Below are 26,933 nucleotides of genomic sequence, written 5' to 3' on the forward strand. Positions count from 1 at the left end.
AACCCACTACAGTTAGGCTCATGAATTGCATCCCCATTGTTTTTCATTGCTCACAAGGACAGGCCGCATCATGAAATTTCTTCATCAATTCAAGGTTCTGACACTGGCTACTGCTGTAACCACAGCGTTTTCGATGTCGGCCCAGGCTGAAACACTTCGGCTGCTGACATGGGGCGGTTACGCGCCACAGGATGTGGTTGAACAGTTTGAGAAAGAAACCGGCATCGAAGTGAAAATAACCCTCTCCAATAACGAAGACATGATTTCAAAGCTGCGTGCCACACGCGGCGCGGGCTTCGACCTGGCCCAGCCAAGCCAGGATCGCATTGTTAGCGCCCAGGCTGATTTCGATATTTATAAGCCGATGGATCTGAGCAAAATCGACACGGCAAAAATCATCCCCTCCATGCTGGCAGCGACTAAAAAGAACACCGAATTTGAAGGCGAGGTGTACGGTGTTCCGCACGTTTGGGGCACCAGTGGCCTGATCGTCAACCGCGAGGCCGCGGGCACGGTGAAAGATTACACCGACCTGTGTAATGACTCGTTAAACGGCTCTGTGTCTTATCGCTTAAAGCGCCCCACATTGATTGGTTTTGCGTTCGCTCTGGGTGAAGACCCGTTCGCAGCCTACGGCGACACGGCAAAATACCAGGCCATTCTGGATAAGGTGGAAGAAAAACTGGTGTCCTGTAAGAGCAACGTAAAAGCCTATTGGTCCGGCGGCGATGCCTTGCTGAACCTGATGCGTTCGGGCGAAGTGTCTGCGGCCATGGCCTGGGATGCGGGTGGCTGGAAGCTTAACTCAGAAAACCCGGACATTACCTTTGTGGCGCCCGCATCTGGTGCGCTGGGCTGGATTGATACCTTTGTGTTGCCGCGCAAAACCAAGGCTGAAGACGCCGCTTACAAGTGGATCAACTTTGTGATGCAGCCCGAAGTGGCGGCTCGTATTACCGAGTCTGCCGGTAACTTTACGGCATCCAAAGGCAGTGATGAATTTGTCAATGACACGCTGAAAGCCCAGTTCAAACAGAGCTTTCCAGAAGCGGACCTGGATAACATCAACTGGTACCCGCCTGTTCCCGCCGGTTTGGAGGTAATGGAAGGTAAGGTTCTCGATCGGGTAAAAGCCGCAAACTAAGCTCGATTAAGGTTGTTGTCTATGTCGGATCACGCAAGCGCATCGAGCGCAGATGCGGGGGTGCAGGAAGATCTTGCCTGCACCCTGCTGAGCAAACATTTTGGTGAGTTTGCCGCGGTCGACGGGGTGTCGTTCAGCATCCCTCGCGGGGCGTTTTTTTCCATTCTTGGCCCTTCTGGCTGCGGTAAAACAACGCTGCTGCGAATGCTGGCTGGTTTTCAGCAACCGGATTCCGGCGATATTCTGATTAAAGGCAAGTCAGTGCTGAACACGCCGCCGAACAAGCGGCCCGTCAACATGGTGTTCCAGCACCTGGCGCTGTTCCCCACCATGTCGGTGGCCGAAAACATTGCTTATGGGTTGAAGCGCAAAGGCATTCCCAAGCGTGAACACGCCACCCTGATTGACGAAGTGCTGGCCAAGGTTCACTTGCCCGGGTTTGGCGACAAGCGCATTGATCAGCTCTCTGGCGGGCAAAAACAGCGCGTAGCCATAGCCCGCTGCCTGGTGCTGAACCCCGCCGTGTTGTTACTCGATGAGCCGTTAGGCGCTCTGGATTTAAAACTGCGCGAGCAAATGAAAATTGAGCTCAAACGGTTGCAGCGCGAGTTCAACACCACGTTTGTCTACATCACCCATGACCAGTCTGAAGCACTGGTTATGTCTGACCAAGTAGCGGTAATGAACAAGGGCCGGTTTGAGCAGGTAGGCACGCCGCAAGAGCTTTACTACCAGCCAAAAACCGCCTTTGTGGCAGGCTTTGTTGGCGACAGCAATCAGTACGCAGGCAAAGTGCAGTCGCAGTCTGGCGACGCTGTCACCATTGTGACCGAGCAGGGCGTTCGTCTGTTGAGCCACGCCAACCAACCGTTGCTGTCGGGCTCACCCATTACCTTGTTTGTTCGGCCGGAAGTGATGCAGATCAGCACATCCAGGCCGGCAACGGAACAAGACAATTGCCTGGCCGTCACCGTTTCACGCGTATTGTTTGATGGTGCACAAAGCCGGGTTCAGGTGGAAACCGCCGAAGGCGCCGAGCTAACAGTAGCGCTGCCGCAGACCGCAGACTTTCAGGCATTAGAGCCGGGCCGATCGGTGCATGTCAGTTGGCAAGCCAGCCAGTGCCTCTGTTTCGTCGCACCCGCGGATACGAAGCCGCTGGGCACGCAATGAGCAAAACCAGCGGCAACTTCAACCGTACCCAGTACCGCCTGGGCTTTTGGTTGCTGCTGGCGCCTATCGTGCTGTGGCTCAGCCTGCTGATTATTCTGCCGCACATCGATATGGTGCTGGTGTCACTGCGCGAGCGCATTGCATCGCGGGAATATGCGTTCAGCTTTGGTAACTACACCGCGTTTTTTACCGAACCCCTTTACTGGAATACCTTTGTGCGCACCGCGGTGATGTCGATTATCGCCACAGTGATGACGTTGATTATTGCCTTCCCTGTCTCGTTTTACATTGCCAAAGTGCTCACCGGCAGGCCGCGGATTGCGTTGTTTATTTTGTGCCTGCTGCCGTTCTGGGTCAGCGAACTGGTGCGTACCTACGGCTGGATGATATTACTGCGCGAAACCGGGCTGATCAGCGGCGCGCTGCAGTGGTTCGGGCTTGCGGATCAACCCGTTGAAATGCTGTATAACGACGTCGCCATCATGGTGGGGCTTATCTACACCTCCATGCTGTTTATGGTAGTGCCACTGGTAACCACCCTCGACAGCCTGGACAACAGCCTGATTGAAGCCGGATACGACTTGGGCGGCAGCAGTTGGAACGTGATGCGCAGCATTGTAATTCCCCACGCCATGCCTGGCATTATGAGCGGCTGCATCGTGGTGTTTATGCTCACGCTCGGAAACTACCTGACCCCCACGTTACTGGGCGGCAAATCAAGCCTGTGGTTTACCGAGCAGATCTACACCCAGTTTATTACCCGCTTTAACTGGGAGCAGGGCGCCGCTTTCGGCATTCTGCTGCTGATACTCTCATCACTCATTGTTTGGTTGGGCCTGAAAATCACCAGGCAGTCGTTTACACGGGTGATGTCATGATTCCCTCTATTCCCAGCAGCCGTTTCTTTCGGGTTTCCTACCTGAGTTATGTAACGCTGTTTTTCATTTTTTTAATCACGCCCCTGGTGGTTGTGGCGGCGTTCTCGTTTAACGACGCATTATTCCCGTCGCTGCCGTGGAATGGTTTCACCTGGGACTGGTATCTGGGTAAGGGCGATCCCAGGCTCGGCCTGTTTCACGATAACGCCCTGCTCGACAGTATTGGTGTGAGTGTTCAGGTGGCCATTGTCACCACGTTGGCCAGTCTGGCACTGGCCACCTGCAACGCCTTTTTGTTCGAACGCGAGCAGTTCCCGGGTAAGAACTTTCTGTACGTGCTGATGCTGATGCCGCTGGTAATACCGGGGGTGATACTCGGTGTGTCTATTCTGGTGTTCAGCAGCACCGTGGCTAACTGGTTTGAGGTGCAGTTTGGTTATGAAATAGAAGCCCTGCGCCCGGGCCTGGTGCTAGTTACCCTTGGCCAGTTTGCGTTCCTGACCACCATTGCCACTCTGGTGATCTCTGCGCGCCTGCGCAAATTCGATATTACCCAGGAAGAAGCAGCCATGAACCTGGGCGCCAGCCGTCTGACCGCCATTGCCACCGTTACCCTGCCGTTCCTGAAACCAGCGCTGTTTGGTGCCGGCGTGGTGACGTTTTTGATGTCGTTTGAAAACTTCAACACGACTTTGATGCTGGTGGGCTCCGATGCCCCTCTGACCATTGCCATGTTTGACCGGCTGCGGGAAGGTTCAACACCGGTATTAAACGCGGTGTCGGTGTTGCTGATGGTGGGCTCCGCGTGCCTGGCGCTGGTGTCGCTGTTCGTGCAGCGCCCGGCCAAGCCGTAATCGGCACCCATAACATGTCGCAGAAGATTGCGTGTTTTTCACTTGCCCCTGCTTGGTATTCACATCAATAACCTGAAAGTTGTGCTAAATTCACGTAAGAAGCCGAGGGTTGCATCGTCATAGACACATTTTGGAAATAGTATGCTTATACCCAGAGATAGGACATGATCGGTCAAAAAACACACAGGTATTTGGCAAATGCGGCAATTACCTCATCCTGCACCAAATATTGTTTCGTTGTACTTGCCGTTGTCAGCTTGGTCGCAAGCATTGCGATATGGCCGTTATCTGTAAGTCACTCTTTTATCGAGCATGGATTTTACTTTTTGTTGATGGCCACGTTTGCCATTACCTGCACAATCATTGCTTACCATATCCACGTTACTCATCGCATCCAAAGAGAAGCACTAAAGCAGGCCGATTCCGTATCAGCGGCCAGCCTGAAGAGTGATCAACTCATTAGAACCATCATTAATAGCACCCCAAACATGATGGGTTATTGGGACCGGGATTTACGTTGCCGTTATGCGAACAATGCCTTCAGTGAATGGTTTGGCATGCCGCCTGAGGACGTTATCGGAATTCGGTTTCAGGACTTGGTCAGCGAGCAACTTTATGCTCTGAATGAGCCCCATATTCGTGCCGTGCTGGCTGGCGAACCGCAGCGCTTCGAGCGCACTCTGAACAAAGCCGATGGCAGTGTCGGGCATATCATCGGGAACTATATTCCTGATTTTGAAGCCGACGGTACGGTTCAGGGGTTCTCTATTCAGGCCAGCGAAATAACGGTTCTGAAGGAGGTTGAGGCAAAGCTCAAGCTGGCCGCGTGTGTTTTCGACAATACGCTCGATGGTGTTTTAATTACCGATGTTAACGGTGTAATTTTGTCGGTTAATCCAGGGTTCGTTGAAATTACGGGCTACACCCTTGAGGAATCCGTCGGGCAAACGCCTCGTATCCTGCATTCCGATCGGCATGACCAGGCGTTTTATGCGTCCATGTGGGAGGAAATAAACGCCAAGGGGCGCTGGCATGGCGAGATATGGAACCGCCATAAAGACGGAGAGCTTTACCTGCAACGCATGACCATCAGCATGGTGCTTGATGAAGCCGGCGAACCCATGCGCTATGTTTCTGTATTCAGTGACATTACGGCGCTTTGGCAAAAAGACGAGCACATCCGGCACTTGGCGTTTCACGATGCTTTGACCGACCTGCCCAACAGAACCTTATTGATGGACCGGATTAACCAACAGATTCTCCACGCCAATCGCGAAGAGAGCCATTTCGCACTGATGTTTCTCGACCTTGACGGGTTTAAGCTCGTAAACGACCAGCTGGGTCATAAAATCGGAGACGATCTGTTAAAAGATGTGGCGAAACGGCTACTGGCGCTGGTGCGAAGCTCCGATACTATAGCCCGTGTGGGTGGCGATGAGTTTATATTCATCCTTAACAACCCGCGGGGAAGAGACGAAATTACCGAAGTCGCGAACCGTATTGTTGCCTCGATTAATGAGCCCATAGAGATTCTTGGTGTAGTGGTCCAGATAGGCGTATCGCTGGGTATTGCCACTTTCCCTGCTGACGGGGACAGCTCCTCGGACTTAATCATAAATGCCGATAGTGCAATGTATGCTGCCAAAAGCTTGGGCAAGAACAATATCCGGTTCTTTTCGGCTGAGCACTAGCCCCTCCCGAAACCTATTTTGCTGAAATAACTCCCCGTACCTTTCAATCTAACCTCGCGTACCTTCGCACGCACCAATTGTGAGCATGGGGCTTTCGGCTGCGTGTGTTTTGGTGCGTTGCGCTTTTAGGTTGTTTCGGTTTTATTCTATTTTATTCGTCTTTTTGGCGTTAACTTGTTGAATTTATATGTAAATGATCATGGTTGGAACGTTCCGTGCAGAGTGAGGGTTGTGTTGCTGACGAACAGCGCAATCCATCAAGACGCAAAGGAAGACGAAATGAGCATCAGAAAACACGTGAAACTGGGCCTCTCTGCACTGGCGCTATCCATCTCTTTCAATACCGTCGCCGCAGAGGACCCCATTAAGGTGGGTATTCTGCACTCCCTTTCCGGAACCATGGCCATCAGCGAATCCACCCTGAAAGACACCATGCTGATGCTGATTGAAAAACAGAACGAAGCGGGCGGTATCCTGGGCCGCCAGCTTGAGCCGGTAGTGGTGGACCCCGCGTCTAACTGGCCGCTGTTTGCTGAAAAAGCCCGCGAGCTGCTGGCGAAAGAAAAAGTCGACGTTATTTTCGGCAACTGGACCTCGGTGTCACGAAAGTCGGTACTGCCAGTCATCGAAGAACTAAACGGCCTGCTGTTTTACCCGGTTCAGTATGAAGGCGAAGAGTCGTCTGAAAATGTGTTCTATACCGGTGCAGCGCCCAACCAGCAGGCGATACCCGCCGTTAACTACCTGATGAACGACATCGGCGTTGAGCGTTGGGTGTTGGCCGGTACCGATTATGTGTACCCGCGCACCACCAACAAGATTCTGGAAACCTACCTGAAAGCCCAGGGCGTGGCCGCCGAAGACATCATGATTAACTACACGCCTTTCGGCCATTCCAACTGGCAGGCGATTGTGTCGGATATCAAAGCGTTCGGCAGCGCCGGCAAGAAAACCGCCGTTGTTTCCACCATTAACGGCGACGCCAACGTTCCTTTCTACCGCGAACTGGGTAACCAGGGCATCGATGCCGCTGACATTCCGGTGGTCGCCTTCTCTGTGGGTGAGCAGGAACTGTCGGGTATCGATACAGGCCCACTGGTCGGCCACCTGGCGGCCTGGAACTACTTCATGAGTGTAGATGCCGACGCCAACTACGACTTCATCGACGCCTGGGTTGCCTACACCGGCCGTGAAGACGCCGTCACCAACGACCCGATGGAAGCCCATTACATTGGTTTTAACATGTACGTGGAAGCGGTGAAAAAAGCCGGCACCACCGATGTGAACGCAGTGAAAGACGCCATTATCGGCGTTGCCGTGCCTAACCTCACCGGTGGTATCGCCACCATGATGCCGAACCACCACATCACCAAGCCGGTACTGATTGGCGAGATTCAAGACAACGGGCAGTTCTCCGTGGTGTGGCAAACGCCGTCTACCGTTGTGGGCGATGCCTGGTCTGACTTCCTGCCAGGGTCAAAAGACCTGATCAGCGACTGGCGCAAGCCGATGTCCTGCGGCAACTTCAATGTGGTCACTGGAACCTGCGGCGGTAAAGCGGCGGTGGCTGCCGAATAAGGCCAAAACGGCCATACCCTTTTGCGGGCGGGAGTGGTTCCCCGTCCGTCTTTTTAACACAGCTTCTTTTAGCACAGCGTTTTTCGCCTGACCCCTTTATTTATACAAAAACAGGACTCAACCATGGGCATCATCCGATTGCTCAGTCAGCTTCTGCTTGTCTGTTCTCTGCTCTGGCCGGGCTTTGCCCAGGCCCAGGTGGAAGACACCGAAGCGCAACAACTGCTCACGGCACTGGCGGACTCGTCATTTGCAGACAAAAAAGCCGTGGTTAATCGCATTGCAGGCAGCGGCGATGAACGCGCCCGGGGCTGGCTGGAATCGTTTGCCAGCAACAAACTGGCGCGCATTGAATCCAGCGGACAGTTCATCATCGTGACGGACAATCGCGGCCGGAACTGGACCGTGCAAAGCGCACTGACCGGCGAAAATCTGGGCGAATTCTCCCGCCGGGACATCGACACCGTACGCGTGAACAACGCGTTACGTGGCGAACTGGAAGACATCCTGTCGGTGATTGACCTCAAAAGCCCTAACCAAAGCAGCCGTTTATCCGCCGCCCGCGCCCTGAAAGGGAGCGTAGACAGCGCCTTGGCCGAACGCGTGCCGGGCCTGATTGATACCGAAAAGAATGAACCAGTTCGCGCCGCATTAACCGAGGCACTGGCCATCTACCGTGTGGCCGAGCAGGGCGATCTGGCGGCGGTTGAAACCTTGTCGGGCAGCCTGAATTCGCAAGCCCGCGCTGCCCTGCAGCAAGCCATGCGCAGCGATAACCCGGAGCTGGTCGCCGCCGCCACCAAAGCTATAGACAGCATCGAACAAAAACTGACGCTGAACCGCGCCGCCGAAACCCTGTATTTCGGCCTGTCAATGGGCTCGGTTCTGGTGTTGGCCGCCATCGGCCTGGCCATTACCTTTGGTGTGATGGGCGTTATCAACATGGCCCACGGCGAGCTGATTATGCTGGGTGCCTACACCACCTGGGGCATGCAGCAACTGCTGCCGGGCCAGCCGGGCCTGGCGTTGATTCTATCAATTCCTGCCGGTTTCATGGTGGCGGCATTGGCCGGCGTGGTGATTGAACGCACCGTTATCCAATACCTGAAAGGCCGCCCGCTGGAAACGCTGCTGGCCACCTTTGGTGTCAGCCTGATTCTGCAACAGCTGGTGCGTACGGTGGTTTCCCCGCTGAATCGCACGGTGATTACACCGGAGTGGATGAGTGGCTCGGTGATGATCAACGAAGCACTGTCACTGACTCTCAACCGGCTTTACGTGATTGGTTTTGCGCTAGTGGTGTTCGCCGGGTTGATGCTGATTATGCGTAAAACCCGCCTGGGGCTAGAGGTTCGGGCGGTTACCCAGAACCGGGCCATGGCCCGTTCCATGGGTATAAGAGCCACCCGCGTCGACATTCTCACCTTTGCCCTGGGTTCTGGCGTTGCCGGCCTGGCGGGCGTGGCCTTATCACAGATTACCAACGTCGGCCCCAACCTGGGCCAGAGCTACATCATCGATTCGTTCATGGTGGTGGTGTTCGGCGGTGTGGGCAATCTGTGGGGCACGCTGCTGGCCGGATTGACGCTGGGCACCATCAACCAGCTGCTGGAACCCTGGGTGGGTGCGGTGCTGGCCAAGATTATGGTGCTGGTGATGATCATCCTGTTCATTCAGAAACGGCCTCGGGGATTGTTTCCCCAGAAAGGCCGTGCGGCGGAGGGGTGAAGTGTCTCGTTTAGCCAATCTTATAATTCACTGCGTGACACAAGTTTCTCGCAGTGAATCAAATAATCAGCCAGAAGGGACACCAGTATGTGGCTAACAAGACCTTTAGCTGAACGCTCCACCCGAACATTTTTGGGTGTTCTGTTCGCGGCGCTGGTGATCGTCACAGTGCTGCACGTTTTTATGCCGCAAGACAGCGCGCTGCATGTAAGCGCCTACACCGTCACCCTGCTGGGCAAGTATCTGTGCTACGCCTTGCTGGCCGTGGCCGTTGATTTGGTGTGGGGTTACTTGGGCATTCTGAGTTTGGGCCACGGCGCATTTTTTGCCCTCGGCGGCTACGCCATGGGCATGTACCTGATGCGTCAGATTGGCGATCGCGGCACCTACGGCGACCCGGTTTTGCCGGATTTCATGGTTTTTTTGAACTGGCAGGAGTTGCCATGGTACTGGCTGGGTTTCGACATGGCCTGGTTTGCCTTTGCAATGGTGCTGCTGGCGCCCGGCCTGTTGGCGCTGGTGTTCGGCTTTTTGGCGTTTCGCTCAAGGGTGACCGGTGTTTACCTGTCCATCATCACCCAGGCGCTGACCTTTGCGCTGATGTTGGCGTTCTTCCGCAACGAAATGGGCTTTGGTGGTAATAACGGCCTGACCGATTTCCGCGACATTCTGGGCTTCAATCTGCGCACCGATGCCACTCGCCTGGGGCTGTTCCTGGCCACCGGTGTGGCGCTGGCGATTGGGTTCGTGATTTGCCGCGGCATTGTCACCAGCAAACTGGGCCGCGTGGCGGTGGCCTGCCGCGACGCCGAAGCGCGAACCCGCTTTCTGGGTTATCGGGTGGAACGGGTGCAGTTATTCGTATTCGTGATATCGGCCATGCTGGCGGGAGTAGCCGGCGCCTTGTATGTGCCCCAGGTGGGCATCATCAACCCCAGCGAATTCTCGCCGCTGTTCTCCATCGAAATTGTGGTTTGGGTGGCATTGGGTGGTCGCGCCACGCTTTACGGTGCGGTGATTGGTGCAGTACTGGTGAACTACGCCAAAACCGTCCTTACCGGCGTGATGCCAGACGCCTGGCTGTTCGCCTTGGGCGGTCTGTTTGTTCTGGTTACGGTGTTTCTGCCCAAAGGCATTGCCGGGTTGGTGTTCAAGCCTAAAAAGGCCGCTGCTCCCGCCAACAATTCCGACTCGCAGGAGGCCACCGTATGAGCTTTTTTCAGGAACTCGCCAATCGCGACAAGGTGTTCAACTTTCTGATTCCAGAAGTATCACCGGTTGACGTTCGCCACGGGCCTATTCTGTATTTGGAAGACGTCAGCGTGAGCTTTGACGGCTTCAAGGCCATCAACAACCTGAGCCTGACCATCGACGACGGCGAGCTGCGCTGCATCATCGGCCCAAACGGCGCCGGTAAAACCACCATGATGGACATCATCACCGGCAAAACCCGACCGGATACCGGCTCGGTCTGGTTTGGCAGCCGCCACAACCTGCTGACCAAAAGCGAACCTGAAATCGCCTCGCTGGGCATTGGCCGCAAATTCCAGAAGCCCACAGTGTTTGAAGCACTCACAGTGTTTGAAAATCTGGAATTGGCCATGGCGGCGGACAAACGTGTACTGCCTACGCTGACCGCGGTACTGAACGGCGAATGTCGTGACCGCATCAACGAAGTATTGGAACTGATTGGCCTGCGCAACCTGCGCGCTGCCTTGGCTGGAATTTTGTCCCACGGCCAGAAACAATGGCTGGAGATTGGCATGCTGCTGATGCAAAAACCGCGTTTGTTGCTGGTAGACGAACCCGTGGCTGGTATGACCGAACAGGAAATGGAACGCACCGCCGAATTGCTCACCACTCTTGCCGGCAAACAGTCCGTTGTGGTGGTGGAACACGACATGGGCTTTGTGCGCTCCATTGCCCGCAAAGTCACCGTGTTGCACCAGGGCAGCGTGCTGGCGGAAGGCACCATGGACCAGGTGTCTAACCACCCGGACGTTATCAAGGTGTACTTGGGGGAGGAAACCTGATGCCAGTTGAGAGCTTGATGCTGATTGAGCGCCTGTTGCCGATGAAAAGCCTGATGCTGAAAATCCAGAAAATCGACCAGTATTACGGCGAAAGCCACACCCTTTGGGATCTGGAACTGGACGTGCCCGAGGGCCAGTGTACCTGTGTTATGGGCCGCAACGGCGTGGGTAAAACCACGCTGATGAAATGCATCATGGGCGAAGAAACCGTAAAAAGCGGTTCCATCACGTTCGCCCAGGAGGTCGAGCTTACCCAGAAAAAAATTGAAGACCGTTCTCGCCTCGGCATAGGCTACGTGCCTCAGGGCCGGCAGATTTTCCCGCTGCTGACGGTGGAAGAAAACCTGCGTACCGGTTTGGCGGTGCGTAAAGACGGCAGCAAAAAAATCCCCGAGCGCGTGTACGAACTGTTTCCGGTGCTGGAAGAAATGCGCCACCGCCGCGGCGGCGATCTCTCTGGCGGCCAGCAACAGCAACTGGCCATTGGCCGTGCTCTGGTGATTGAACCCCGCCTGCTGATTCTGGACGAGCCGGGGGAGGGCATTCAGCCCAACATCGTTGCTCAGATTGGCGAGGTTATTCGCACGCTGATCAAAGAAGACGGCCTGACGGTGCTGCTGGTGGAGCAAAAACTGCCCTTCGCCCGCAAATACGCTGACCGCTTCGCCATCCTCGACCGCGGCCGCCGCGTAGCCGAAGGCGAAATCGCCGGTCTGACCAACGAACTCATTAAAAAGCACCTGACGGTATGACCGTATTTGAGCGCGTCGCGCCTGTGGATCAGCGCACAGCGCCCCTGCACTCGCCAGAACAGGATTCCGGCCACCGCTTCGACCCACAAAGGCGTTGGGCTGCGGCTCTGTCTTTGGGTTTTGACCTGCGCAGCGACGGGTCAGGCAACGCCATTACTCGATTAGCGCGGCGTAAACACCACGGCCCGTTAAGAGTGCAGCGGCCGTTTTACCCGGAAGGCCGCAACGGCTGCTGTCACGTGTACCTGCTTCACCCGCCGGGTGGACTGGTCAGCGGTGACGAACTGCGTATTGAGGCCACCGTGGAAGAAGGCGCGCACGTGCTGCTAACCACACCCGCCGCCGCCAAACTCTATAAAGCCGACAGCCATGGTGTGGCTTGGGGCCAACACACCCGCTTGCAGGTCGCCAGCAACGCCACACTCGAATACCTGCCGCAGGAAACCCTGGCGTTTGACGGCTCCCGCGGCGAACAAACCACCACCATCGAACTGCAAACCGGCGCCAAATGCCTGGGTTGGGAAATTCTCGCCCTTGGCCGCCCGGCCAGCCAGTTGCCGTTCGCATCCGGCCATATGGAACAGCGTTTCCAACTGCGGATGGACGGCCAGCCGTTATGGCTGGAACGCCAAATTATGAGCCCGCAACACCGCCGCTTCAAAGGCCCCTGGGGCCAGGGTGGCGCAACCGTCCAGGCTACCTTGTGGGTGGTTGGCCTGGAACACGAAGCCGCCGCGATAGAAGCGTTGCGAGCTGCACTGCCGGCAAACCCACGGTGGGCTGTTACTCGTCGCCGGGGCGTGGTGCTGTTGCGTTATCTGGGACACGAAAGAAACGAAGCCTGGGCTTTATGCCAGCAAGCCTGGGAGTTATTGCGGCCCTTGCTGACCGGCAAAGCGGCGACAGTGCCGCGGATATGGCTGACCTGAGATTAGAGGAATAACAAAATGGAACTGACACCAAGAGACAAAGACAAGCTGCTGCTGTTCACCGCCGGCCTGCTGGCCGAACGCCGCAAAGCCAAAGGCCTGAAACTGAATTACCCCGAAGCCATCGCCCTGATCAGCACCGAAATTATGGAAGGCGCGCGGGAAGGCCGAACCGTTGCCGAGTTGATGAGCAGCGGCGCAGAAATTCTGACCCGCGACGACGTGATGGACGGCATCGCCGAGATGATTCCCGAAGTGCAGGTAGAAGCCACCTTCCCGGACGGCACCAAACTGGTGACTGTTCACAACCCCATTGTATGAGGGCCGCGCCATGATCCCCGGAGAGTACCAACTGAAAGACGGCGACATAGAACTCTGCGCCGGCCGCAAACGCATCACCGTTGACGTTGCCAACACCGGCGACCGCCCGATACAGATCGGCTCCCACTACCACTTCGCCGAAGCCAACCCGGCGCTGAAATTTGACCGGCCCAAAGCAACAGGCTACCGGCTTGATGTCGCTGCGGGCACCGCCATTCGCTTCGAGCCTGGACAGTCACGAAAGGTCACCCTGATTCCGTTTGCCGGCAGCCGCAACATCTACGGTTTCCGCGGCGAAGTGATGGGCAATCTGGAGACGAAGACATGAAAATCACCCGACAAGCCTACGCCGACATGTACGGCCCCACCACCGGCGACCGAGTCCGGCTGGGCGACACCGAGCTGTGGATAGAAGTAGAAAGCGACGCCACCCATTACGGCGACGAAGTAAAATTCGGCGGCGGCAAAGTCATCCGTGACGGCATGGGCCAAAGCCAGCGCGCCGACGACAGCGTGATGGACACCGTCATCACCAACGCCCTGATTCTGGATTGGTGGGGCATCGTTAAAGCCGACGTTGGCCTACAAAACGGCCGCATCGCCGCCATCGGCAAAGCCGGCAACCCCGACACCCAGCCAGATGTCACCATCGTTATCGGCCCTGGCACCGAAATCATCGCCGGCGAAGGCAAAATCCTCACCGCTGGTGGCATCGACGCCCACATCCATTTCATCTGCCCCCAGCAGATTGAAGAAGCCCTGATGAGCGGCATCACCACCATGCTCGGCGGCGGCACCGGTCCGGCTACCGGCACCAATGCCACCACCTGCACACCCGGTGCCTGGCACATGGGCAAAATGCTGCAGGCCGTCGACAGCATGCCGATGAATATCGGCTTCCTCGGCAAAGGCAACGCCAGCCTGCCCGAAGCCCTGGAACTGCAAATAAAAGCCGGTGCCATCGGCCTGAAACTGCACGAAGACTGGGGCACCACCCCGGCCAGCATCGACAACTGCCTGACGGTGGCGGACAAATACGACGTACAGGTGGCCATTCACACCGACACCCTGAACGAATCCGGCTTTGTGGAAGACACCCTGGCCGCGTTCAAAGAACGCTGCATTCACACCTACCACACTGAAGGCGCCGGTGGCGGCCACGCGCCAGACATCATCACCGCCTGTTCTAAACCCTACGTGCTGCCGTCATCCACCAACCCCACGCGGCCTTACACCGTGAACACCATCGACGAACACCTCGACATGCTGATGGTGTGCCACCACCTGGACCCGAACATTCCCGAAGACGTCGCCTTCGCCGATTCACGCATTCGTCGCGAGACCATCGCCGCAGAAGACATCCTTCACGACCTGGGCGTTATCTCGATGATTGCTTCTGACTCCCAGGCCATGGGCCGGGTAGGTGAAGTGGTGTGCCGCACCTGGCAAACCGCCCATAAAATGAAACAGCAGCGGGGCCTGCTGCCGCAAGACGAAAGCCTGGGCGCCGACAACTTTCGCGCCAAACGCTACATCGCCAAGTACACCATCAACCCTGCCATCACCCACGGCATCAGCCACGAAGTGGGCTCGGTGGAAGTGGGCAAGATGGCAGACCTGGTGTTGTGGAACCCGGCGTTTTTCGGCGTAAAGCCGGCCCTTATTGTGAAAGGCGGCATGATTGCAGCCGCGCCCATGGGTGACCCCAACGCCTCTATCCCCACGCCCCAGCCCGTGCACTACCGCCTGATGTTTGGCGCTTTCGGCAAAGCGGCCAGCGCCACGCGCCTGACGTTCGTCAGCCAGGCTGCGTTAGATGCGGGCGTTGGCAAAGCACTGGGCCTGGACAGCCCGTTGGCGGCCTGCAAAAACGTGCGGCAGGTGCGTAAAGCCGACATGAAACTGAACGACGCCTGCCCGCACATCACCGTAGACCCGCAAACCTACGAAGTGTACGCAGACGGCGAACTGCTCACCTGCGAGCCGGCCAGCGAATTGCCGCTGGCCCAGCGCTACCACTTGTTTTAAGGCGTAACTGTTTTAACGCGCAACCGGAGAACCCTATGCTGGAATTAATAGAACGCATCCACAACATCGACAGCGCAGAAATTCACGACAACCTGACTCTGCCTTACGAGCTGCGTATGCGCGGCCGCCTGCGCGCCACCACCGAAACCAGCCTCGACGTAGGCCTGTTTCTGGACCGTGGCCCGGTACTGCGTGATGGCGACCTGCTGCAAGCCCGAACCGGCGAAGTTATCCGCATTCGCGCCGCCGACGAGCCGGTGGTAACCGCACGCATTGCCGCCGGCCTGCCGCTGGCGCGCCTGTGCTTCCACCTGGGTAACCGCCACGTGTCACTGGCCATTGGCGAAGACAAGCAGGGTGGCTGGATTCGCTTCCCACCAGACCACGTGCTGGAAGAACTGGCCGAGCACCTGGGCGCCACTCTTATACACCACAACGCCAAATTCGACCCCGAACCGGGTGCTTATTCGCCGGCCGCGCACAACCATGAGCATTGACAGCCATGACGATTGACAGCCAACCAAGCGCCTCGAGCGATCTGGCATTACTGGGCCTGATGCAACTGGTCAGCCCCGCGCTGCCCATCGGTGCCTTTGCCTGGTCCCAGGGCCTGGAGAGCGCGTTTGAACTGGGCTGGGTGAAAACCGAAGCCGACTTACGCGAATGGCTGGAAGGTGTTCTTGAAGATGGCTTAAGCCGCTGCGAACTGCCGCTGCTGGCGCGGCTGCAAACGGCCTGGGCATCGGAAGACGCAGAGGCCATTGCCCATTGGAACACCTGGCTACAAGCGATCCGTGAAACCGCCGAACTGAGTGACGAAGACACCCGCCTGGGCGCCGCCCTGGTGACGTTGCTGCGCAGCCTGGGCCTGCTGCCGGGTGCGAACCTGATTCCAAACCAACCGGGTTACATCACCATGTTCGCCTGGGTAGCCCATTACCGACAGGTACCGCCGCGCCAAACACTGATTGGCTTTGCCTGGGCCTGGCTGGAAAACCAGCTGTCTGTCGCTTGCAAAGCGCTGCCCCTTGGCCACACAGCCGCCCAGCGCATCACCGAACACATGCGCCCGCTGCTGGTGACAGCCGTGGAGGTAGCACTGCAAAGGGAAGACGAAGAACTCGGCCCCATTCTGCCGGGGCTGGCGCTGGGCAGTGCGTTGCACGAAACACAGTATTCGAGACTTTTTAGAAGTTAACTTTTTCAGAAACTGACGTCTTCAGAAACGAATAGCGACCGAGGAAATAACCATGATACATTGCTTGAGAATAGGCGTTGGCGGCCCGGTAGGCTCCGGCAAAACCGCATTGCTGCGCCAGCTGTGCAACGCCCTGAAAGACCACTACGACATCGCCGTGGTCACCAACGACATCTACACAAGAGAAGACGCCGACTTCCTGCTGAAGCACGACGCCCTGCCGGCAGACCGCATACTGGGCGTTGAAACCGGCGGTTGCCCCCACACAGCCATACGCGAAGATGCCTCCATGAACCTGGCGGCCATCGACGACCTGCAAAACCGACACCCGAACCTGGAACTGGTGCTGGTGGAATCCGGTGGCGACAACCTCTCCGCCACCTTTAGCCCGGAACTGTCTGACCTGACCCTGTACGTGATTGACGTATCCGCCGGCGACAAAATTCCCCGCAAAGGCGGCCCCGGCATCACTAAATCCGACCTGTTGATCATCAACAAAATCGACATCGCCGAATACGTGCACGCCTCGCTGGACATCATGGAGCGTGATTCCAAAATGATGCGCGGCGAGCGGCCATTTGTGTTTGCGAACCTTTACGACGGAGTGGGGCTGGAGACGATTATCAGCTTTATTTTAGAACGGGGCATGCTGCCAGAGCGCAGGCCGGAAAAGCTGGCTGAGACTGCCTGACCAAACACCTTTTTTCTTTCGAATTAAAACGGAGAAACAGTCATGAAAAACATCAAAAAAATGAGTATCAGCGCGATGCTCCTGCTGGCCTCCACGAACGCGCTGGCGCACTCCGGCCACGAAGCCATTGGCGACATTCTGCACATCGAATATCTGGTTGCGGCAGTGATCGTCAGCGCGATAGCGTTCACGGCCTGGAAGAAGATTAAGCAACGTCGCTGAGAGTTAAGATGACGACTGTGCAGCCTTTCCCCGTACCCGTTTTGAATCGTGCGACTTCTGGGTTATTGCAATAACCTGGACGTCGCGCGGTGCCATGCGCTCACGTAATTTTTGAGCTAAGGTATTTTTTCGATATAGCTTGGCTGAACCTTTGTTCTGCATCAGTGCGTGACAATGAGGAAGTCGCGTTTTGGCGGTGATGAAGCGTTCGGTATGGTTACGGGAAAAAGCAAAATAACATGACAATATCAATTATTTGTACCAATAAAGACCCTGAACCCTGGGTAGCCGCCCTAAGGGCATTAGACCCTACTCTCGACGTTCAAATATGGCCAAACGAAAGCCGCAAAGATGACGTTGAGTTTGCCTTATGTTGGAATCATCCTGATGGCGTTCTACGAGACTACCCAAATCTGCGATGCGTTTGCTCTATGGGCGCAGGTATAGATCATTTACTGAATGATCAATTTTTTCCAAAAGATTTACCGGTGATAAGAATCATAGATCCTCTCTTAGCACAGTCTATGTATGAATATCTCCATACAGCCGTTATGTATTACTTCCGGGATTTTGACATATACAAAACCCAGCAATACCAATCGAACTGGAAACAGCAGCCACCCAAAGCGATAGCCCATACGACCATCGGTGTAATGGGGTTGGGTAAGCTTGGAGAATATTCGGCGAACAATTTTTCTAAGATTGGATTTAATGTCATCGGTTGGTCCCGCACTCAAAAAACGATGACCGGAGTAAAGTCTTATGTAGGTGACAGGCAACTAGAAGAATTTCTTTCACAAGTAAATATATTGATTTGCCTATTGCCCCTGACAAACGAGACGCGTGGTATTCTTAACCTTGAAAACTTTAATAAACTGCCTTTTGGGGCTTGCTTGGTCAATGTAGCAAGGGGCGAACACTTGATAGATGAAGATCTGATAACAGCACTAAATGAAGGTCAGCTGAGAGGAGCGTGCCTTGATGTTTTTAGAGAGGAGCCATTATCTCAGATGCATCCATTTTGGCAGAACAACAAAATACTCCTGACCCCTCACTGCTCAAGCATTACAGACCCTAATTCAGTCGCGCCTCAAATTTTGAAAAACTATCGACTGATGAAAAGCGGTCGGGCCTTAATGAATCAAGTAGACGCTTTTCGAGGTTATTAATCAGTTGGATTGAATCATATCCACAAAGGACAGGCACAATAGGCAGGTATAGTGTATCCCCGGGAGATTAAGTGGTGTGAAGAGCGCCTGCCTCTGGTGTTTTCCCCAGGCCAAAAACCACTACCTGTTCCCGGTACGGGCCTTACCCCGACGTTTTCGAGAGCGAATGGTGTCGATGCTGAGAGCGGCGGTGAACGCCGGCGAACTGCACCGGGTGACCCGCAACGGTGAGATTGATGGTGTGATCGACGGCCTATGCAGCACGAGTGGGTGGTTTACACCCGACACTGCCTGAACCAGGCCGAGAGCGTGGTGGATTATCTGGCTCGCTACACTCACCGAATCGCCATCAGTAATGGGCGTTTGTTGACGATGGAGGATGACCGGATCGCCTTCCGCTATAAGGACTATCGGGATCATTCCCGATTGAAGACCCAATGGCTGGATGGCCAGGAGTTCGTGCGGCGGTTCCTGATGCACATTCTGCCCAAAGGCTTCATGCGGATTCGCCATTTTGGCTACCTAAGCAATCGAACCCGACGCCGCAAACTGGCGGTTATCCGGCACTACTTATCGCAGCCGCCCAAACCAGAAACGACACTGGAGAGCTCGGCGTCTCAGCGATGCTGGCCGTGCCTCCTGTGTAACAACGGTCTGGTTCGTATGACTCGCCAGGTTCCACGATTTAGACCAGCGGTGGTCCTAACGGGGTAACCCATCTCCGCCTGGTTCGGTGCTTGGAAAACAGCCATTTTAAAGGAGCTGGGCGTTTCTGCGAGCGAACGCTGGAAAAAGGGGTATACGAGGGGTAATCTGAGGGTAGTCACAACAAGGAACCGCCTCATGAAGGATCGAATGAGACCAAAACCCGCCGGCATTGCTTCGTACCGGGCCCCAGATGTACCGTTCAGGCTTCGCCTCCAAATTACTTTATCCTTAAGCATTGTTCGATAGCTGCGGAGTTGGCGGCTTAGTCCAACAGACATTTAATGGTCATGCTGCGCACGACCATTAAATGCTTAGGTGTTAACTGTCCAACATCACAGATTATCGTTATAGGAATGAAAAGACGTGGATGATCTAAAAGGCAAATTGATTCAGGTATACAAGGATGGAAACTTTTTAGATTTCATCCAAGAAATTTATTATCAAGATCGAAAAGATGAAAAGCTTCTCCCTAGCCTTTTAGCTAAATTACATAATGAAGGTAAATTCAATCTTGTTGAATTATTTCACAGTTTTAAAAATACAACTGAAAACCATGACTTTTTTTTAGTACGACGAGTTTTCAAAGAAGTTTTACCTCATATAAATGCTCCAGTAAAAGACGTTGCTGATTGTGTGAAACACCTTACGCTAGAAGCAGGCCAAGATATGGCCGCATATATGCTTTTGTCTCCGCTTAGAGAGTTTTGTAAAAAAGATACTGATAGATCTAAAACTCTTTTAGATCTCGCATTAACAGATATTGACGAAAAGTTTGATCACCTATCAACTGCTATTGAAGCTGGAGCAAGCAGCGATGAGGCTTTTTATGTTAATAAAGCTATTGCGTTACTTAGCAATAAAAATGAATTAGTCAAGCAAAGAGCCATTTTTGCATTAGGTAGAATTGACTATCGAAACGAAAATCTATTGGAGCCTGTAGCAATAGCCATAAGGAAAGCATCTATTTCCTCACCGAGTGATATTATCTTGGCAACGTCGATGCGTGCACTGTTTGCTATTGGCTCTCAATCTAGCGATTTAGAAAGCTTATTCTTAGAGTTTTTAAGCACACACTCCAAGCATTTGGATGACCGATATATTCATGCTGCTTCTGAAATTCTATTCTATGACGGAAAAAAGGTAACTGATAATGTAGAGCCGGAATTATTGGATATTTGTAGTAACACCAAACCAGAAAACAAAGGCACTATAAATAACATTGATTACGCATTAGAGCGGATATTGAAGCGAAATAATTTTGATGATTGTGTCGCATTTTTAGAACACTTTTTTGAGTTGAGCAATTACCAGTTATCAGTCAAACATTTCGATAGTTTTGTTAGAGAGCTACATAATAATAAAGATACTCACCTATCTTCATTGCTTACTCGATGGTTGTTGTCAAAAAAAGTAAAACTAGGAAAGTGCGCCGCTGACCTTCTTCAAGAGTCAGACAAAGATATTTTTATTGGGTTTGATAGTGGCTGCTTTATCAATGAAAGCAAAGGCGTGCATCTGTTTCTGGCGAGAAAAGCTTGTGGGTGGTTCTTCAATCAGCCTAAAACAGCAGTTAGCTTAATTGAGTCGTTAATTCTTGATGCTCCTGAAGATGAACTAAATGATATTCAACAACTCATTTTTCATCCTCTTTGCGTGAGTTATCCGGGAAGTATACGTAAACATATGAAAGAATTGAGAGAGTCAAAAGAAAAGAGGCTCAAACAGATAGCATCTAATGTGTTATCTGAATACGAAGAGTATCAAGCATCAGTGAAAGCGGCTTTAAAAATAAATGAATTAAGCCCTAGTGATCAGGACAGGCATACGTATTGGAGGCATCACAATAAACTAATGAGTGAGTCTATGAAGAAGGCCAGAAGTAAGTCTCTTCTTACCTCTTTGTTTGCTGGGAATGAATCAGTATTACTATATGGAAATAATTCGATTCACTATATACATCATGGTGAGCAAAAGACCCGTCAGGAAGTTCCTCTTAGTGAAATTAGTACATCATTTGAATTTGCATCAATGCATAACCTCGACCCAAATGGTTTAAAAAACATGATCTGGCAGTTTAAAACGGAGGGCTGCACATCATGAAATTAGTGATTAGACAATACTTAGCGTCTTTGAAAGAGCGAGGCGAATTGGATGCCTTACTGCCTGACTTACTCTCGCAAATGGGCTTAGAAGTATTTTTAAAACCTGGCGTTGGCAGCAGACAATACGGAGTGGATGTTGGTGCTTTCGGTAAGTTGTCTAGTGAATCTGAAAGCAAGGTTTATCTATTCTCGGTGAAATCTGGCGATTTAGACAGAAAGGATTGGGATAGCGGCAACCCACAAGATTTGCGTCCTTCTATCAATGAAATTATAGATGTGTTTATTCCGACCCGTATTCCAGCAGAGTACAAAGATAGACCTGTTGAGATTTGTTTATGTTTTGGTGGTGAAGTTAAAGAAGAAGTAAGATCTAACGTAAGTATGTTTTTAGGTAAATTAAAGGCAGATGACTTAAATTTCACTGAATGGAATGGCGATAGGCTTGCAGATTTAATTGAGCAGCATATGCTTCGTGAGGAATTGTTACCCAAAAACTGTCGCGGTCTACTCCGTAAGTCACTGGCGATGATTGATGAGCCAGAAGTATCATTTAAACACTTTAGCCAGCTTGCCATTAGCCTTACTGTCACTGATGACAAAAATCCAAAAGATATCTTAACAGGCATTCGCCAGTTATATTTATGTCTTTGGATATTATACTCATGGTGTAGAGATGAGGGCAACTTAGAAAGCGCATATCTATCGGCAGAGTTTACAATGCTGAATGTTTGGGAAGCTGCGAAGTTTGCGTTTGGTAAAAAAAATAGGGTGGCAGTTTCTTCGCTTACAACTTTGGATTCAATTATTAGGTTAAATCTCCAAGTATCAAATCAATATATTGAAGAAAAAATAATCCCTCATTGCAATAGTCTGTATGCTATATCACATGCGGTTAGGCCTTCTTGCGCCATAGATGTGAACTTAAAACTGTTTGATGTGTTGGGTCGGTTAGCTCTAATTGGCTGTTGGTCATACTGGTATCTAGGGCAAATCAGCGAAGAAAATGTAGATAGTCGTAAGTTTTTTTCAGAAGCAGTTGCCAAGTACCAAGAATCGATAAAAAAACTAATAGTCAATAATCCTATTTTGTTCACTCCATATAAAGATGAGCAAGCAATAGATTTAGTCTTAGCGCTCTGGTTTCTTTCTTTAGACCAAAAACACTGGTGTGATATCCAATCTTGGCTAGTCAATATGACTCGTGAGATATATCAAATGCTTATGATCAGCGATAAGTATCCTACAACCATAAGAAGCTACGCTGAATTGATAGAGCATCCTATTGACAAAACTGACGAGTATAAGAAAAGCGTAACTAAAGGCTCAAACCTATACCCCTATATCTCTGCTTTCTCAGCAATAATGGGTTTTTCAGAGCCATATGAAATAATTAAAAAAATTAAAGAAGAATTTTTACCACACTGCAACTTTCAAGTGTACTTCTTTGATGGGTCATCTGAAGAACACTTTTATAAATTCGATAAGATGCATGGCGCAACATTATCTGATGTATGCGTGACCGAAGAGCCAGATGAATTGATTAAGCAGTTGATTTTTGAGTGTGACCAATCAAATAAGGTTTATGAAATGAGCGCTTTTAAATATTCATTTTGGCCGATTATATTGACTGGCTGTAGGCATTACAGGTTGCCAGTGCCCATGCATTTCATAATTGATATTTTTAAACAAAGAAAAGAGCATGAAACTGCAAGTAGTAAAGACGCAAAAGAATCTTAAAGATGCAAACCCTTTAACAAACGCATGTTGTCGGGCTGGTTTTCCGCTGCGCTGCAAACCAGCCGCAAATGCGAGCGTCATGCATATATCTCATTCGTAGGAGACTTAGAAGGTAAATGAAGATATCAAAAATTAGCATCAAAAGTTATCGCTCTTGTGAAGCCACCACTTTTTCTCCCGACGAAGAATTGACAGTATTAATTGGTCCCAATGGTAGCGGGAAAACAAATATTCTTTCTGCAGTTAGATTATTGTCCTCACTCTTATTTGTGAGGCGTAGATCACGTATAAAAAACCGTGAAGATTCCCTTTTCTCTGCCAGTGAAATAAAAACTTGGTTTGATTTAGACGGGAAGACCGTTATTCACACTGCGAAAGTAAATTTAGTAGTAAACGAAAGAAACGAAGATGAAGTTATAGAGTCCAATGAAAATTGGTACATGTTTGATATCACTGGAAGTCGAAAAAAGGTAAACATACCTTTAAAGATAATATCCGATCTTTCTCATTTCAGGAATATAAATGCCCACGGAGGCGCGAGAGATCGCTCTCATTTTTTAAGGGAATACTTAGCAGATCGTGGATTTAACGATAAGGCACTGTCAGCAATGATTTCTATCTCAGAGTATATTTCAAGCATCGGTTATTATAGCGCATCCCAATTTACGAACCCCTCAAACTGTCCAATATCTTTTGAGGTGGAAGCGGCCGGGGTGTCAGGCATCCGCCGAGGAATTTCAATAAGGAGCAGCCATAAAGCATTTCTCTATGAAATGTATTCCGAGCGGAAGGAAAAGACCGATGCCTATCAAGAGTTTTTCGACATTGTAGGACCAGCCGGCATTGGGTTGGTTGACAACATCGATTTCAAAGAAGTTGAGACATCATCTTCCAGTATTAACGTATTAACTGGTGGTGCCGTTAGAAAGCGTGAGAAAGTAAATTTAATGGTAGTTCCTGGATTTACCATATCTGATAATACATTATCACCTAGCCAGCTCTCTGAAGGCACTTTCAAGACCTTGGCTTTGATATTTAATCTAATAACCGATAAGAGCAGTATGCTCATGATTGAAGAGCCCGAGGTATGTGTTCATCATGGGCTTTTGAATAGCATCATAGAATTAATAAATATATATTCAAAAGAAAAACAGATATTTTTATCAACGCACTCTGACACCGTATTGGATAGAGTTGAAATCAAGAACGTTTTCGCCGTTAAAAGAGACGTGTTAAAAGGAACCATTGTCAGAAACATTTCCAAGTCTATGAAAAGTCAAGAGATGAGGGCATTAAAAGACTACCTTGAGACTGAGGGTAGTTTGGGGGAATTCTGGAAACATGGTGATCTTGAAAATGTCTAAGAAAATTGGGATAATAGCAGAAGACCTAAGTGATATCGAAGTGATATCTGAAATACTAGGAAAATACATCAGTCAACGTGATTTTTCAGTAAAGCGTTTCGTGGGTAATGGTTGTGGTAAGCTCAAGAGTAAATGTAACTCTTGGGCTTCACTTTTATCCAAATCGGGATGTGATCATATTCTTCTATTCCACGATCTTGATAGAAACGATGAAGCGAAATTGCGTGGAGATCTTGAACGCAAGGTTGGCAAAGACCAGTTTCCTAATTCGCTTATTGTCATTCCAATAGGAGAGATGGAGGCATGGCTGTTAACGGATCCAGCCGCCATAAAGAAGGTATTTGGGCTGCCAAAAGATCCTAAAGTTCCTGCTCAGCCTGAGTCAATAGATTCTCCTAAAGAGCACCTTAGAGATGTGATTTGGAAAAGTGGTAAAAAGCGTTATATGAATACAACTCATAATAGAAAAATAGCTTCTGAAACTTCATTAGATAGACTAATGATCTGCAAATCTTATAGTAAACTTGATACATATATTCGGGAGTCGATCTGTGCATAACAAAGCCAATCACAACGCCATCATTTCCGTTGCGACTTCATCTTTACTTCAAAGCTATGTGAAAACCGGGACAGATTTATTTTAGCGGCTTCTCTGATGGCTTGGCGCTGATTTGCATCATTACCAACCCTCTTCGCACTTCGGTTAATATCGGATGGCAGCGCACAGAATGGAATCTGTGTTTCAGAAGCAAGGAGATGCTTATGCCAAGACAGCGCGCGCTCAATAACTAAGTGCAACACCCTCTAATCGAGTACCGTGTTGCCATGGAAAAACGAAAGATGACGGGGTCAGGTCTTGTGTTTTGCCCCTGCCTTTCTATTCCGTTGTAACCGTCTCAGTCTGTCTCGCGGAAATCGGCGTTAGATGAATTTTGAAACCAACGATGACCGCCGTGCCTTCTTTTCATTTTGCGACGAAGAGTGTGAGACCTTCAACCGGGAATACTACGCCTACCGCCTGATGGGCAATCACCATCATCTTTTTGATCAAAGCTATTTCTTTGGACTGCATTATTCTCGCGTAAGCCGAATTATTCGAGATGCAAAACGCAAGGCCTGACCCCGAGGAACTTTGCGAGGAACTCTGGGCACTGAAGGAATTCAGTGCCACAGACGCAGGGGGCATTTCACAGCGAAAAATCGAGGCAAGCTTATTTTACGAACTTTCCGCTGACTGATCCGCTGCATCCGATTGTTCAGTTTCTTCAACATCCGGCTCTTGAGAGATTTTTGGAGGTGCCGGACTCCAAGCCTTCAACCATTGACCAGCTTCATGATAGAAATGAGGTACAGCTTTTTCCAGCTCTTCAATGAATATCTTTCGACCGCTGAACTTAGCTGCCAAATCTACCTCGTACACCACCTCCAGGTTCGTGGCGGTGGTATTGGAAGTCTCGGACTCCAGCAATTCAGGTGATTCCCCCCGCAGGGCACTCAACGGCTGATATGTGGTCTCGGCTTTCCCGGGTCTGGTTGCCCGAACAAAGAAATTAGCCGGGCTAGTGCGTTTCAGTTGCCGGAGCAGCCAATTGACTCTGGCCTTCGTGCTTTTTTTATCTTTCGGCGCTGTGAGTTTCATGGAGCAATAAATCATTCGTCGCTGCAGGTCTGCGTGTATTTCCAGATCAGCAGCGGCGTTGATGATGCTTAACGCGCATTTGAGTACGGGTTCTTTGCAGAAATCCGTCGCGTCATCTTTGACACGCTCCGCTGCGTCTGTCCGATGGCTGTTTTTGAGCTTTAGAGAAACGTTGCTGCCGGTCAGCCGGGACATGATAAGGCAAAGGTCCCGCTGTTCCTGATGCCAGGCTGCAATGGTGTTTTGTACCTCGTCACTGGATTTTGCAAGTGAAGCATGGCTTTTCACTTTGTTGACGACATCCTTCCACTCGCTATTCATCTGGTCAAAGTTACTGATGCCAGACCGGTCACTTTCGAAATACCGGAGAATTTCACTGAGGATGAAGACTTGGTCTACGTCTTCAACATTATTATTCTTGAGCAGGAGTTGGCACTGGGTGCGGATAAATGCCCAGGACCAGTGATAAAGCGCAACTGAGCGAGTAGCGATTTTTGGAAGCTTTACCGGGTGATGAGTTGGGAGTGCTGCGAACTGATTGGTGATGGTAATGACTGCGTCCAGCTTATGGTTCTTCGCTTGTTGTAGATAGCGTGATATCTGTTCTTCGCCGATTGTTTCGTTCCCCACTTTCGCCTCAATCAACGCTCGCCATTCACGCTTCCCCGTACGGAGAATCAGAATTCCGTCTGGTCGGTCTTTTTGTTGGGCGGTCTTCTTGTCTTCATTCGCAAAAACCACTTCAGTCCAGGTCTCTAACGTGGCGCTGCTTCCGACACGGGTGCCAATGGATTTTAGCAGTGCTTGGCGAAGTTCAAGCACGGAGCGCATACCTGCAAGTAATACGGATATAGATTTTTGTTCACGGGCACTGTCTGCGGTTATCGGGATAAGACGGGCAGGTTCACCACCAGACAGGAATTCAGGACGAGTCGTCACAGCGCTAGCTCCATGCTTCGATTTATTTCAATTCGCTAAGGAAGACTAGCAGTGA

The 26,933-nt window shown here is 51.5% G+C and carries 27 protein-coding genes; 26 read left to right on the forward strand and 1 reads right to left on the reverse strand.

The features are described from left to right. Nucleotides 1–70: 70 nt before the first annotated feature. From ATG98_RS11965 to ATG98_RS12085, 26 genes are all read left to right on the forward strand, one after another. The gene (locus ATG98_RS11965; protein WP_098423229.1) at nucleotides 71–1,144 is read left to right on the forward strand and encodes an extracellular solute-binding protein; all 1,074 of its coding nucleotides are present in this window, start codon (nucleotides 71–73) and stop codon (nucleotides 1,142–1,144) included. Between the two features lie 21 nt (nucleotides 1,145–1,165). Continuing rightward, the gene (locus tag ATG98_RS11970; protein ID WP_098421310.1) at nucleotides 1,166–2,317 is read left to right on the forward strand and encodes an ABC transporter ATP-binding protein; all 1,152 of its coding nucleotides are present in this window, start codon (nucleotides 1,166–1,168) and stop codon (nucleotides 2,315–2,317) included. Next, entirely contained in the window at nucleotides 2,314–3,195 is an 882-nt protein-coding gene (locus tag ATG98_RS11975) for an ABC transporter permease (RefSeq protein WP_098421311.1), read from the forward strand. Before ATG98_RS11970 ends, ATG98_RS11975 begins: the two co-directional genes overlap by 4 nt. Continuing rightward, nucleotides 3,192–4,049, forward strand: a complete 858-nt coding sequence (locus tag ATG98_RS11980; RefSeq protein ID WP_098423230.1) for an ABC transporter permease — start codon at nucleotides 3,192–3,194, stop codon at nucleotides 4,047–4,049. Before ATG98_RS11975 ends, ATG98_RS11980 begins: the two co-directional genes overlap by 4 nt. A 164-nt stretch (nucleotides 4,050–4,213) precedes the next feature. Continuing rightward, the gene (locus ATG98_RS11985; RefSeq protein ID WP_098423231.1) at nucleotides 4,214–5,740 is read left to right on the forward strand and encodes a diguanylate cyclase domain-containing protein; all 1,527 of its coding nucleotides are present in this window, start codon (nucleotides 4,214–4,216) and stop codon (nucleotides 5,738–5,740) included. Between the two features lie 279 nt (nucleotides 5,741–6,019). After that, nucleotides 6,020–7,318, forward strand: a complete 1,299-nt coding sequence (gene urtA, locus ATG98_RS11990; RefSeq protein WP_098423233.1) for an urea ABC transporter substrate-binding protein — start codon at nucleotides 6,020–6,022, stop codon at nucleotides 7,316–7,318. 123 nt (nucleotides 7,319–7,441) lie between these two features. Further along, complete coding sequence (gene urtB, locus ATG98_RS11995) at nucleotides 7,442–9,046, forward strand: urea ABC transporter permease subunit UrtB (protein ID WP_098423235.1); 1,605 nt, start codon at nucleotides 7,442–7,444, stop codon at nucleotides 9,044–9,046. 87 nt (nucleotides 9,047–9,133) lie between these two features. Beyond that, a complete protein-coding gene (urtC, locus tag ATG98_RS12000; RefSeq protein WP_098423236.1) occupies nucleotides 9,134–10,258 on the forward strand; it encodes an urea ABC transporter permease subunit UrtC in 1,125 nt (374 codons plus the stop codon). Beyond that, nucleotides 10,255–11,079 carry an urea ABC transporter ATP-binding protein UrtD gene (gene urtD / locus ATG98_RS12005; protein WP_098423238.1) on the forward strand — a complete coding sequence of 275 codons (825 nt, stop codon included), beginning with the start codon at nucleotides 10,255–10,257 and terminating at the stop codon, nucleotides 11,077–11,079. The genes urtC and urtD overlap by 4 nt, the downstream gene beginning before the upstream one ends. A 53-nt stretch (nucleotides 11,080–11,132) precedes the next feature. Next, a complete protein-coding gene (gene urtE / locus ATG98_RS12010) occupies nucleotides 11,133–11,831 on the forward strand; it encodes an urea ABC transporter ATP-binding subunit UrtE (protein WP_041635655.1) in 699 nt (232 codons plus the stop codon). Beyond that, the gene (locus tag ATG98_RS12015; protein ID WP_098423240.1) at nucleotides 11,828–12,760 is read left to right on the forward strand and encodes an urease accessory protein UreD; all 933 of its coding nucleotides are present in this window, start codon (nucleotides 11,828–11,830) and stop codon (nucleotides 12,758–12,760) included. The genes urtE and ATG98_RS12015 overlap by 4 nt, the downstream gene beginning before the upstream one ends. 18 nt (nucleotides 12,761–12,778) lie before the next feature. Next, the gene (gene ureA, locus ATG98_RS12020; protein ID WP_007352270.1) at nucleotides 12,779–13,081 is read left to right on the forward strand and encodes an urease subunit gamma; all 303 of its coding nucleotides are present in this window, start codon (nucleotides 12,779–12,781) and stop codon (nucleotides 13,079–13,081) included. 10 nt (nucleotides 13,082–13,091) lie between these two features. Next, nucleotides 13,092–13,409, forward strand: coding sequence for an urease subunit beta (locus tag ATG98_RS12025; protein ID WP_098424435.1), 318 nt, complete (start codon nucleotides 13,092–13,094; stop codon nucleotides 13,407–13,409). Then, on the forward strand, nucleotides 13,406–15,109 hold the full coding sequence (gene ureC / locus ATG98_RS12030; protein ID WP_098423242.1) for an urease subunit alpha: 1,704 nt from the start codon (nucleotides 13,406–13,408) through the stop codon (nucleotides 15,107–15,109). The genes ATG98_RS12025 and ureC overlap by 4 nt, the downstream gene beginning before the upstream one ends. A gap of 35 nt (nucleotides 15,110–15,144) precedes the next feature. Further along, nucleotides 15,145–15,606: an urease accessory protein UreE gene (ureE, locus tag ATG98_RS12035; protein ID WP_098423244.1), complete on the forward strand. Its 462-nt coding sequence runs from the start codon at nucleotides 15,145–15,147 to the stop codon at nucleotides 15,604–15,606. Nucleotides 15,607–15,611: 5 nt separating this feature from the next. Next, nucleotides 15,612–16,307: an urease accessory protein UreF gene (locus tag ATG98_RS12040; RefSeq protein WP_098423246.1), complete on the forward strand. Its 696-nt coding sequence runs from the start codon at nucleotides 15,612–15,614 to the stop codon at nucleotides 16,305–16,307. Nucleotides 16,308–16,359: 52 nt separating this feature from the next. After that, a complete protein-coding gene (ureG, locus tag ATG98_RS12045) occupies nucleotides 16,360–16,998 on the forward strand; it encodes an urease accessory protein UreG (RefSeq protein WP_098423248.1) in 639 nt (212 codons plus the stop codon). Between the two features lie 42 nt (nucleotides 16,999–17,040). Then, nucleotides 17,041–17,220, forward strand: coding sequence for a hypothetical protein (locus ATG98_RS12050; RefSeq protein ID WP_098423250.1), 180 nt, complete (start codon nucleotides 17,041–17,043; stop codon nucleotides 17,218–17,220). A gap of 239 nt (nucleotides 17,221–17,459) precedes the next feature. Beyond that, nucleotides 17,460–18,389, forward strand: a complete 930-nt coding sequence (locus tag ATG98_RS12055; protein ID WP_098423252.1) for a 2-hydroxyacid dehydrogenase — start codon at nucleotides 17,460–17,462, stop codon at nucleotides 18,387–18,389. A 76-nt stretch (nucleotides 18,390–18,465) separates the two neighbouring features. Then, entirely contained in the window at nucleotides 18,466–18,684 is a 219-nt protein-coding gene (locus tag ATG98_RS22380) for a hypothetical protein (protein WP_228706108.1), read from the forward strand. Beyond that, nucleotides 18,645–19,103, forward strand: coding sequence for a transposase (locus ATG98_RS12060; protein ID WP_228706109.1), 459 nt, complete (start codon nucleotides 18,645–18,647; stop codon nucleotides 19,101–19,103). Before ATG98_RS22380 ends, ATG98_RS12060 begins: the two co-directional genes overlap by 40 nt. Nucleotides 19,104–19,460: 357 nt before the next feature. After that, complete coding sequence (locus tag ATG98_RS12065; RefSeq protein ID WP_098423254.1) at nucleotides 19,461–21,197, forward strand: hypothetical protein; 1,737 nt, start codon at nucleotides 19,461–19,463, stop codon at nucleotides 21,195–21,197. Then, entirely contained in the window at nucleotides 21,194–22,936 is a 1,743-nt protein-coding gene (locus tag ATG98_RS12070; RefSeq protein WP_098423256.1) for a hypothetical protein, read from the forward strand. Before ATG98_RS12065 ends, ATG98_RS12070 begins: the two co-directional genes overlap by 4 nt. A gap of 116 nt (nucleotides 22,937–23,052) precedes the next feature. Next, complete coding sequence (locus ATG98_RS12075) at nucleotides 23,053–24,300, forward strand: AAA family ATPase (RefSeq protein ID WP_098423258.1); 1,248 nt, start codon at nucleotides 23,053–23,055, stop codon at nucleotides 24,298–24,300. Beyond that, nucleotides 24,293–24,859 (forward strand): DUF4276 family protein, encoded by a 567-nt coding sequence (locus tag ATG98_RS12080; RefSeq protein ID WP_179888136.1) that lies wholly within the window; start codon nucleotides 24,293–24,295, stop codon nucleotides 24,857–24,859. The genes ATG98_RS12075 and ATG98_RS12080 overlap by 8 nt, the downstream gene beginning before the upstream one ends. 366 nt (nucleotides 24,860–25,225) lie before the next feature. Continuing rightward, nucleotides 25,226–25,420: a hypothetical protein gene (locus ATG98_RS12085; RefSeq protein ID WP_098423262.1), complete on the forward strand. Its 195-nt coding sequence runs from the start codon at nucleotides 25,226–25,228 to the stop codon at nucleotides 25,418–25,420. A 96-nt stretch (nucleotides 25,421–25,516) separates the two neighbouring features. Here the strand turns inward: ATG98_RS12085 and ATG98_RS12090 are convergent, their stop codons facing one another. Continuing rightward, complete coding sequence (locus ATG98_RS12090; protein WP_228706110.1) at nucleotides 25,517–26,770, reverse strand: hypothetical protein; 1,254 nt, start codon at nucleotides 26,768–26,770, stop codon at nucleotides 25,517–25,519. Nucleotides 26,771–26,933 lie beyond the last annotated feature (163 nt).

Origin of the sequence: Marinobacter sp. LV10R520-4 (genome assembly GCF_002563815.1) — a bacterium.
Taxonomy (GTDB): domain Bacteria; phylum Pseudomonadota; class Gammaproteobacteria; order Pseudomonadales; family Oleiphilaceae; genus Marinobacter.

What these genes read in the sequence shown, in the direction of transcription:
- ATG98_RS11965 (WP_098423229.1), top strand. Translation starts at nt 71, where the DNA reads ATGAAATTTCTTCATCAATTCAAGGTTCTGACACTGGCTACTGCTGTA.
- ATG98_RS11970 (WP_098421310.1), top strand. Translation starts at nt 1,166, where the DNA reads ATGTCGGATCACGCAAGCGCATCGAGCGCAGATGCGGGGGTGCAGGAA.
- ATG98_RS11975 (WP_098421311.1), top strand. Translation starts at nt 2,314, where the DNA reads ATGAGCAAAACCAGCGGCAACTTCAACCGTACCCAGTACCGCCTGGGC.
- ATG98_RS11980 (WP_098423230.1), top strand. Translation starts at nt 3,192, where the DNA reads ATGATTCCCTCTATTCCCAGCAGCCGTTTCTTTCGGGTTTCCTACCTG.
- ATG98_RS11985 (WP_098423231.1), top strand. Translation starts at nt 4,214, where the DNA reads ATGATCGGTCAAAAAACACACAGGTATTTGGCAAATGCGGCAATTACC.
- urtA (WP_098423233.1), top strand. Translation starts at nt 6,020, where the DNA reads ATGAGCATCAGAAAACACGTGAAACTGGGCCTCTCTGCACTGGCGCTA.
- urtB (WP_098423235.1), top strand. Translation starts at nt 7,442, where the DNA reads ATGGGCATCATCCGATTGCTCAGTCAGCTTCTGCTTGTCTGTTCTCTG.
- urtC (WP_098423236.1), top strand. Translation starts at nt 9,134, where the DNA reads ATGTGGCTAACAAGACCTTTAGCTGAACGCTCCACCCGAACATTTTTG.
- urtD (WP_098423238.1), top strand. Translation starts at nt 10,255, where the DNA reads ATGAGCTTTTTTCAGGAACTCGCCAATCGCGACAAGGTGTTCAACTTT.
- urtE (WP_041635655.1), top strand. Translation starts at nt 11,133, where the DNA reads ATGCTGAAAATCCAGAAAATCGACCAGTATTACGGCGAAAGCCACACC.
- ATG98_RS12015 (WP_098423240.1), top strand. Translation starts at nt 11,828, where the DNA reads ATGACCGTATTTGAGCGCGTCGCGCCTGTGGATCAGCGCACAGCGCCC.
- ureA (WP_007352270.1), top strand. Translation starts at nt 12,779, where the DNA reads ATGGAACTGACACCAAGAGACAAAGACAAGCTGCTGCTGTTCACCGCC.
- ATG98_RS12025 (WP_098424435.1), top strand. Translation starts at nt 13,092, where the DNA reads ATGATCCCCGGAGAGTACCAACTGAAAGACGGCGACATAGAACTCTGC.
- ureC (WP_098423242.1), top strand. Translation starts at nt 13,406, where the DNA reads ATGAAAATCACCCGACAAGCCTACGCCGACATGTACGGCCCCACCACC.
- ureE (WP_098423244.1), top strand. Translation starts at nt 15,145, where the DNA reads ATGCTGGAATTAATAGAACGCATCCACAACATCGACAGCGCAGAAATT.
- ATG98_RS12040 (WP_098423246.1), top strand. Translation starts at nt 15,612, where the DNA reads ATGACGATTGACAGCCAACCAAGCGCCTCGAGCGATCTGGCATTACTG.
- ureG (WP_098423248.1), top strand. Translation starts at nt 16,360, where the DNA reads ATGATACATTGCTTGAGAATAGGCGTTGGCGGCCCGGTAGGCTCCGGC.
- ATG98_RS12050 (WP_098423250.1), top strand. Translation starts at nt 17,041, where the DNA reads ATGAAAAACATCAAAAAAATGAGTATCAGCGCGATGCTCCTGCTGGCC.
- ATG98_RS12055 (WP_098423252.1), top strand. Translation starts at nt 17,460, where the DNA reads ATGACAATATCAATTATTTGTACCAATAAAGACCCTGAACCCTGGGTA.
- ATG98_RS12060 (WP_228706109.1), top strand. Translation starts at nt 18,645, where the DNA reads ATGCAGCACGAGTGGGTGGTTTACACCCGACACTGCCTGAACCAGGCC.
- ATG98_RS12070 (WP_098423256.1), top strand. Translation starts at nt 21,194, where the DNA reads ATGAAATTAGTGATTAGACAATACTTAGCGTCTTTGAAAGAGCGAGGC.
- ATG98_RS12075 (WP_098423258.1), top strand. Translation starts at nt 23,053, where the DNA reads ATGAAGATATCAAAAATTAGCATCAAAAGTTATCGCTCTTGTGAAGCC.
- ATG98_RS12080 (WP_179888136.1), top strand. Translation starts at nt 24,293, where the DNA reads ATGTCTAAGAAAATTGGGATAATAGCAGAAGACCTAAGTGATATCGAA.
- ATG98_RS12085 (WP_098423262.1), top strand. Translation starts at nt 25,226, where the DNA reads ATGAATTTTGAAACCAACGATGACCGCCGTGCCTTCTTTTCATTTTGC.
- ATG98_RS12090 (WP_228706110.1), bottom strand. Translation starts at nt 26,770, where the DNA reads ATGCGCTCCGTGCTTGAACTTCGCCAAGCACTGCTAAAATCCATTGGC.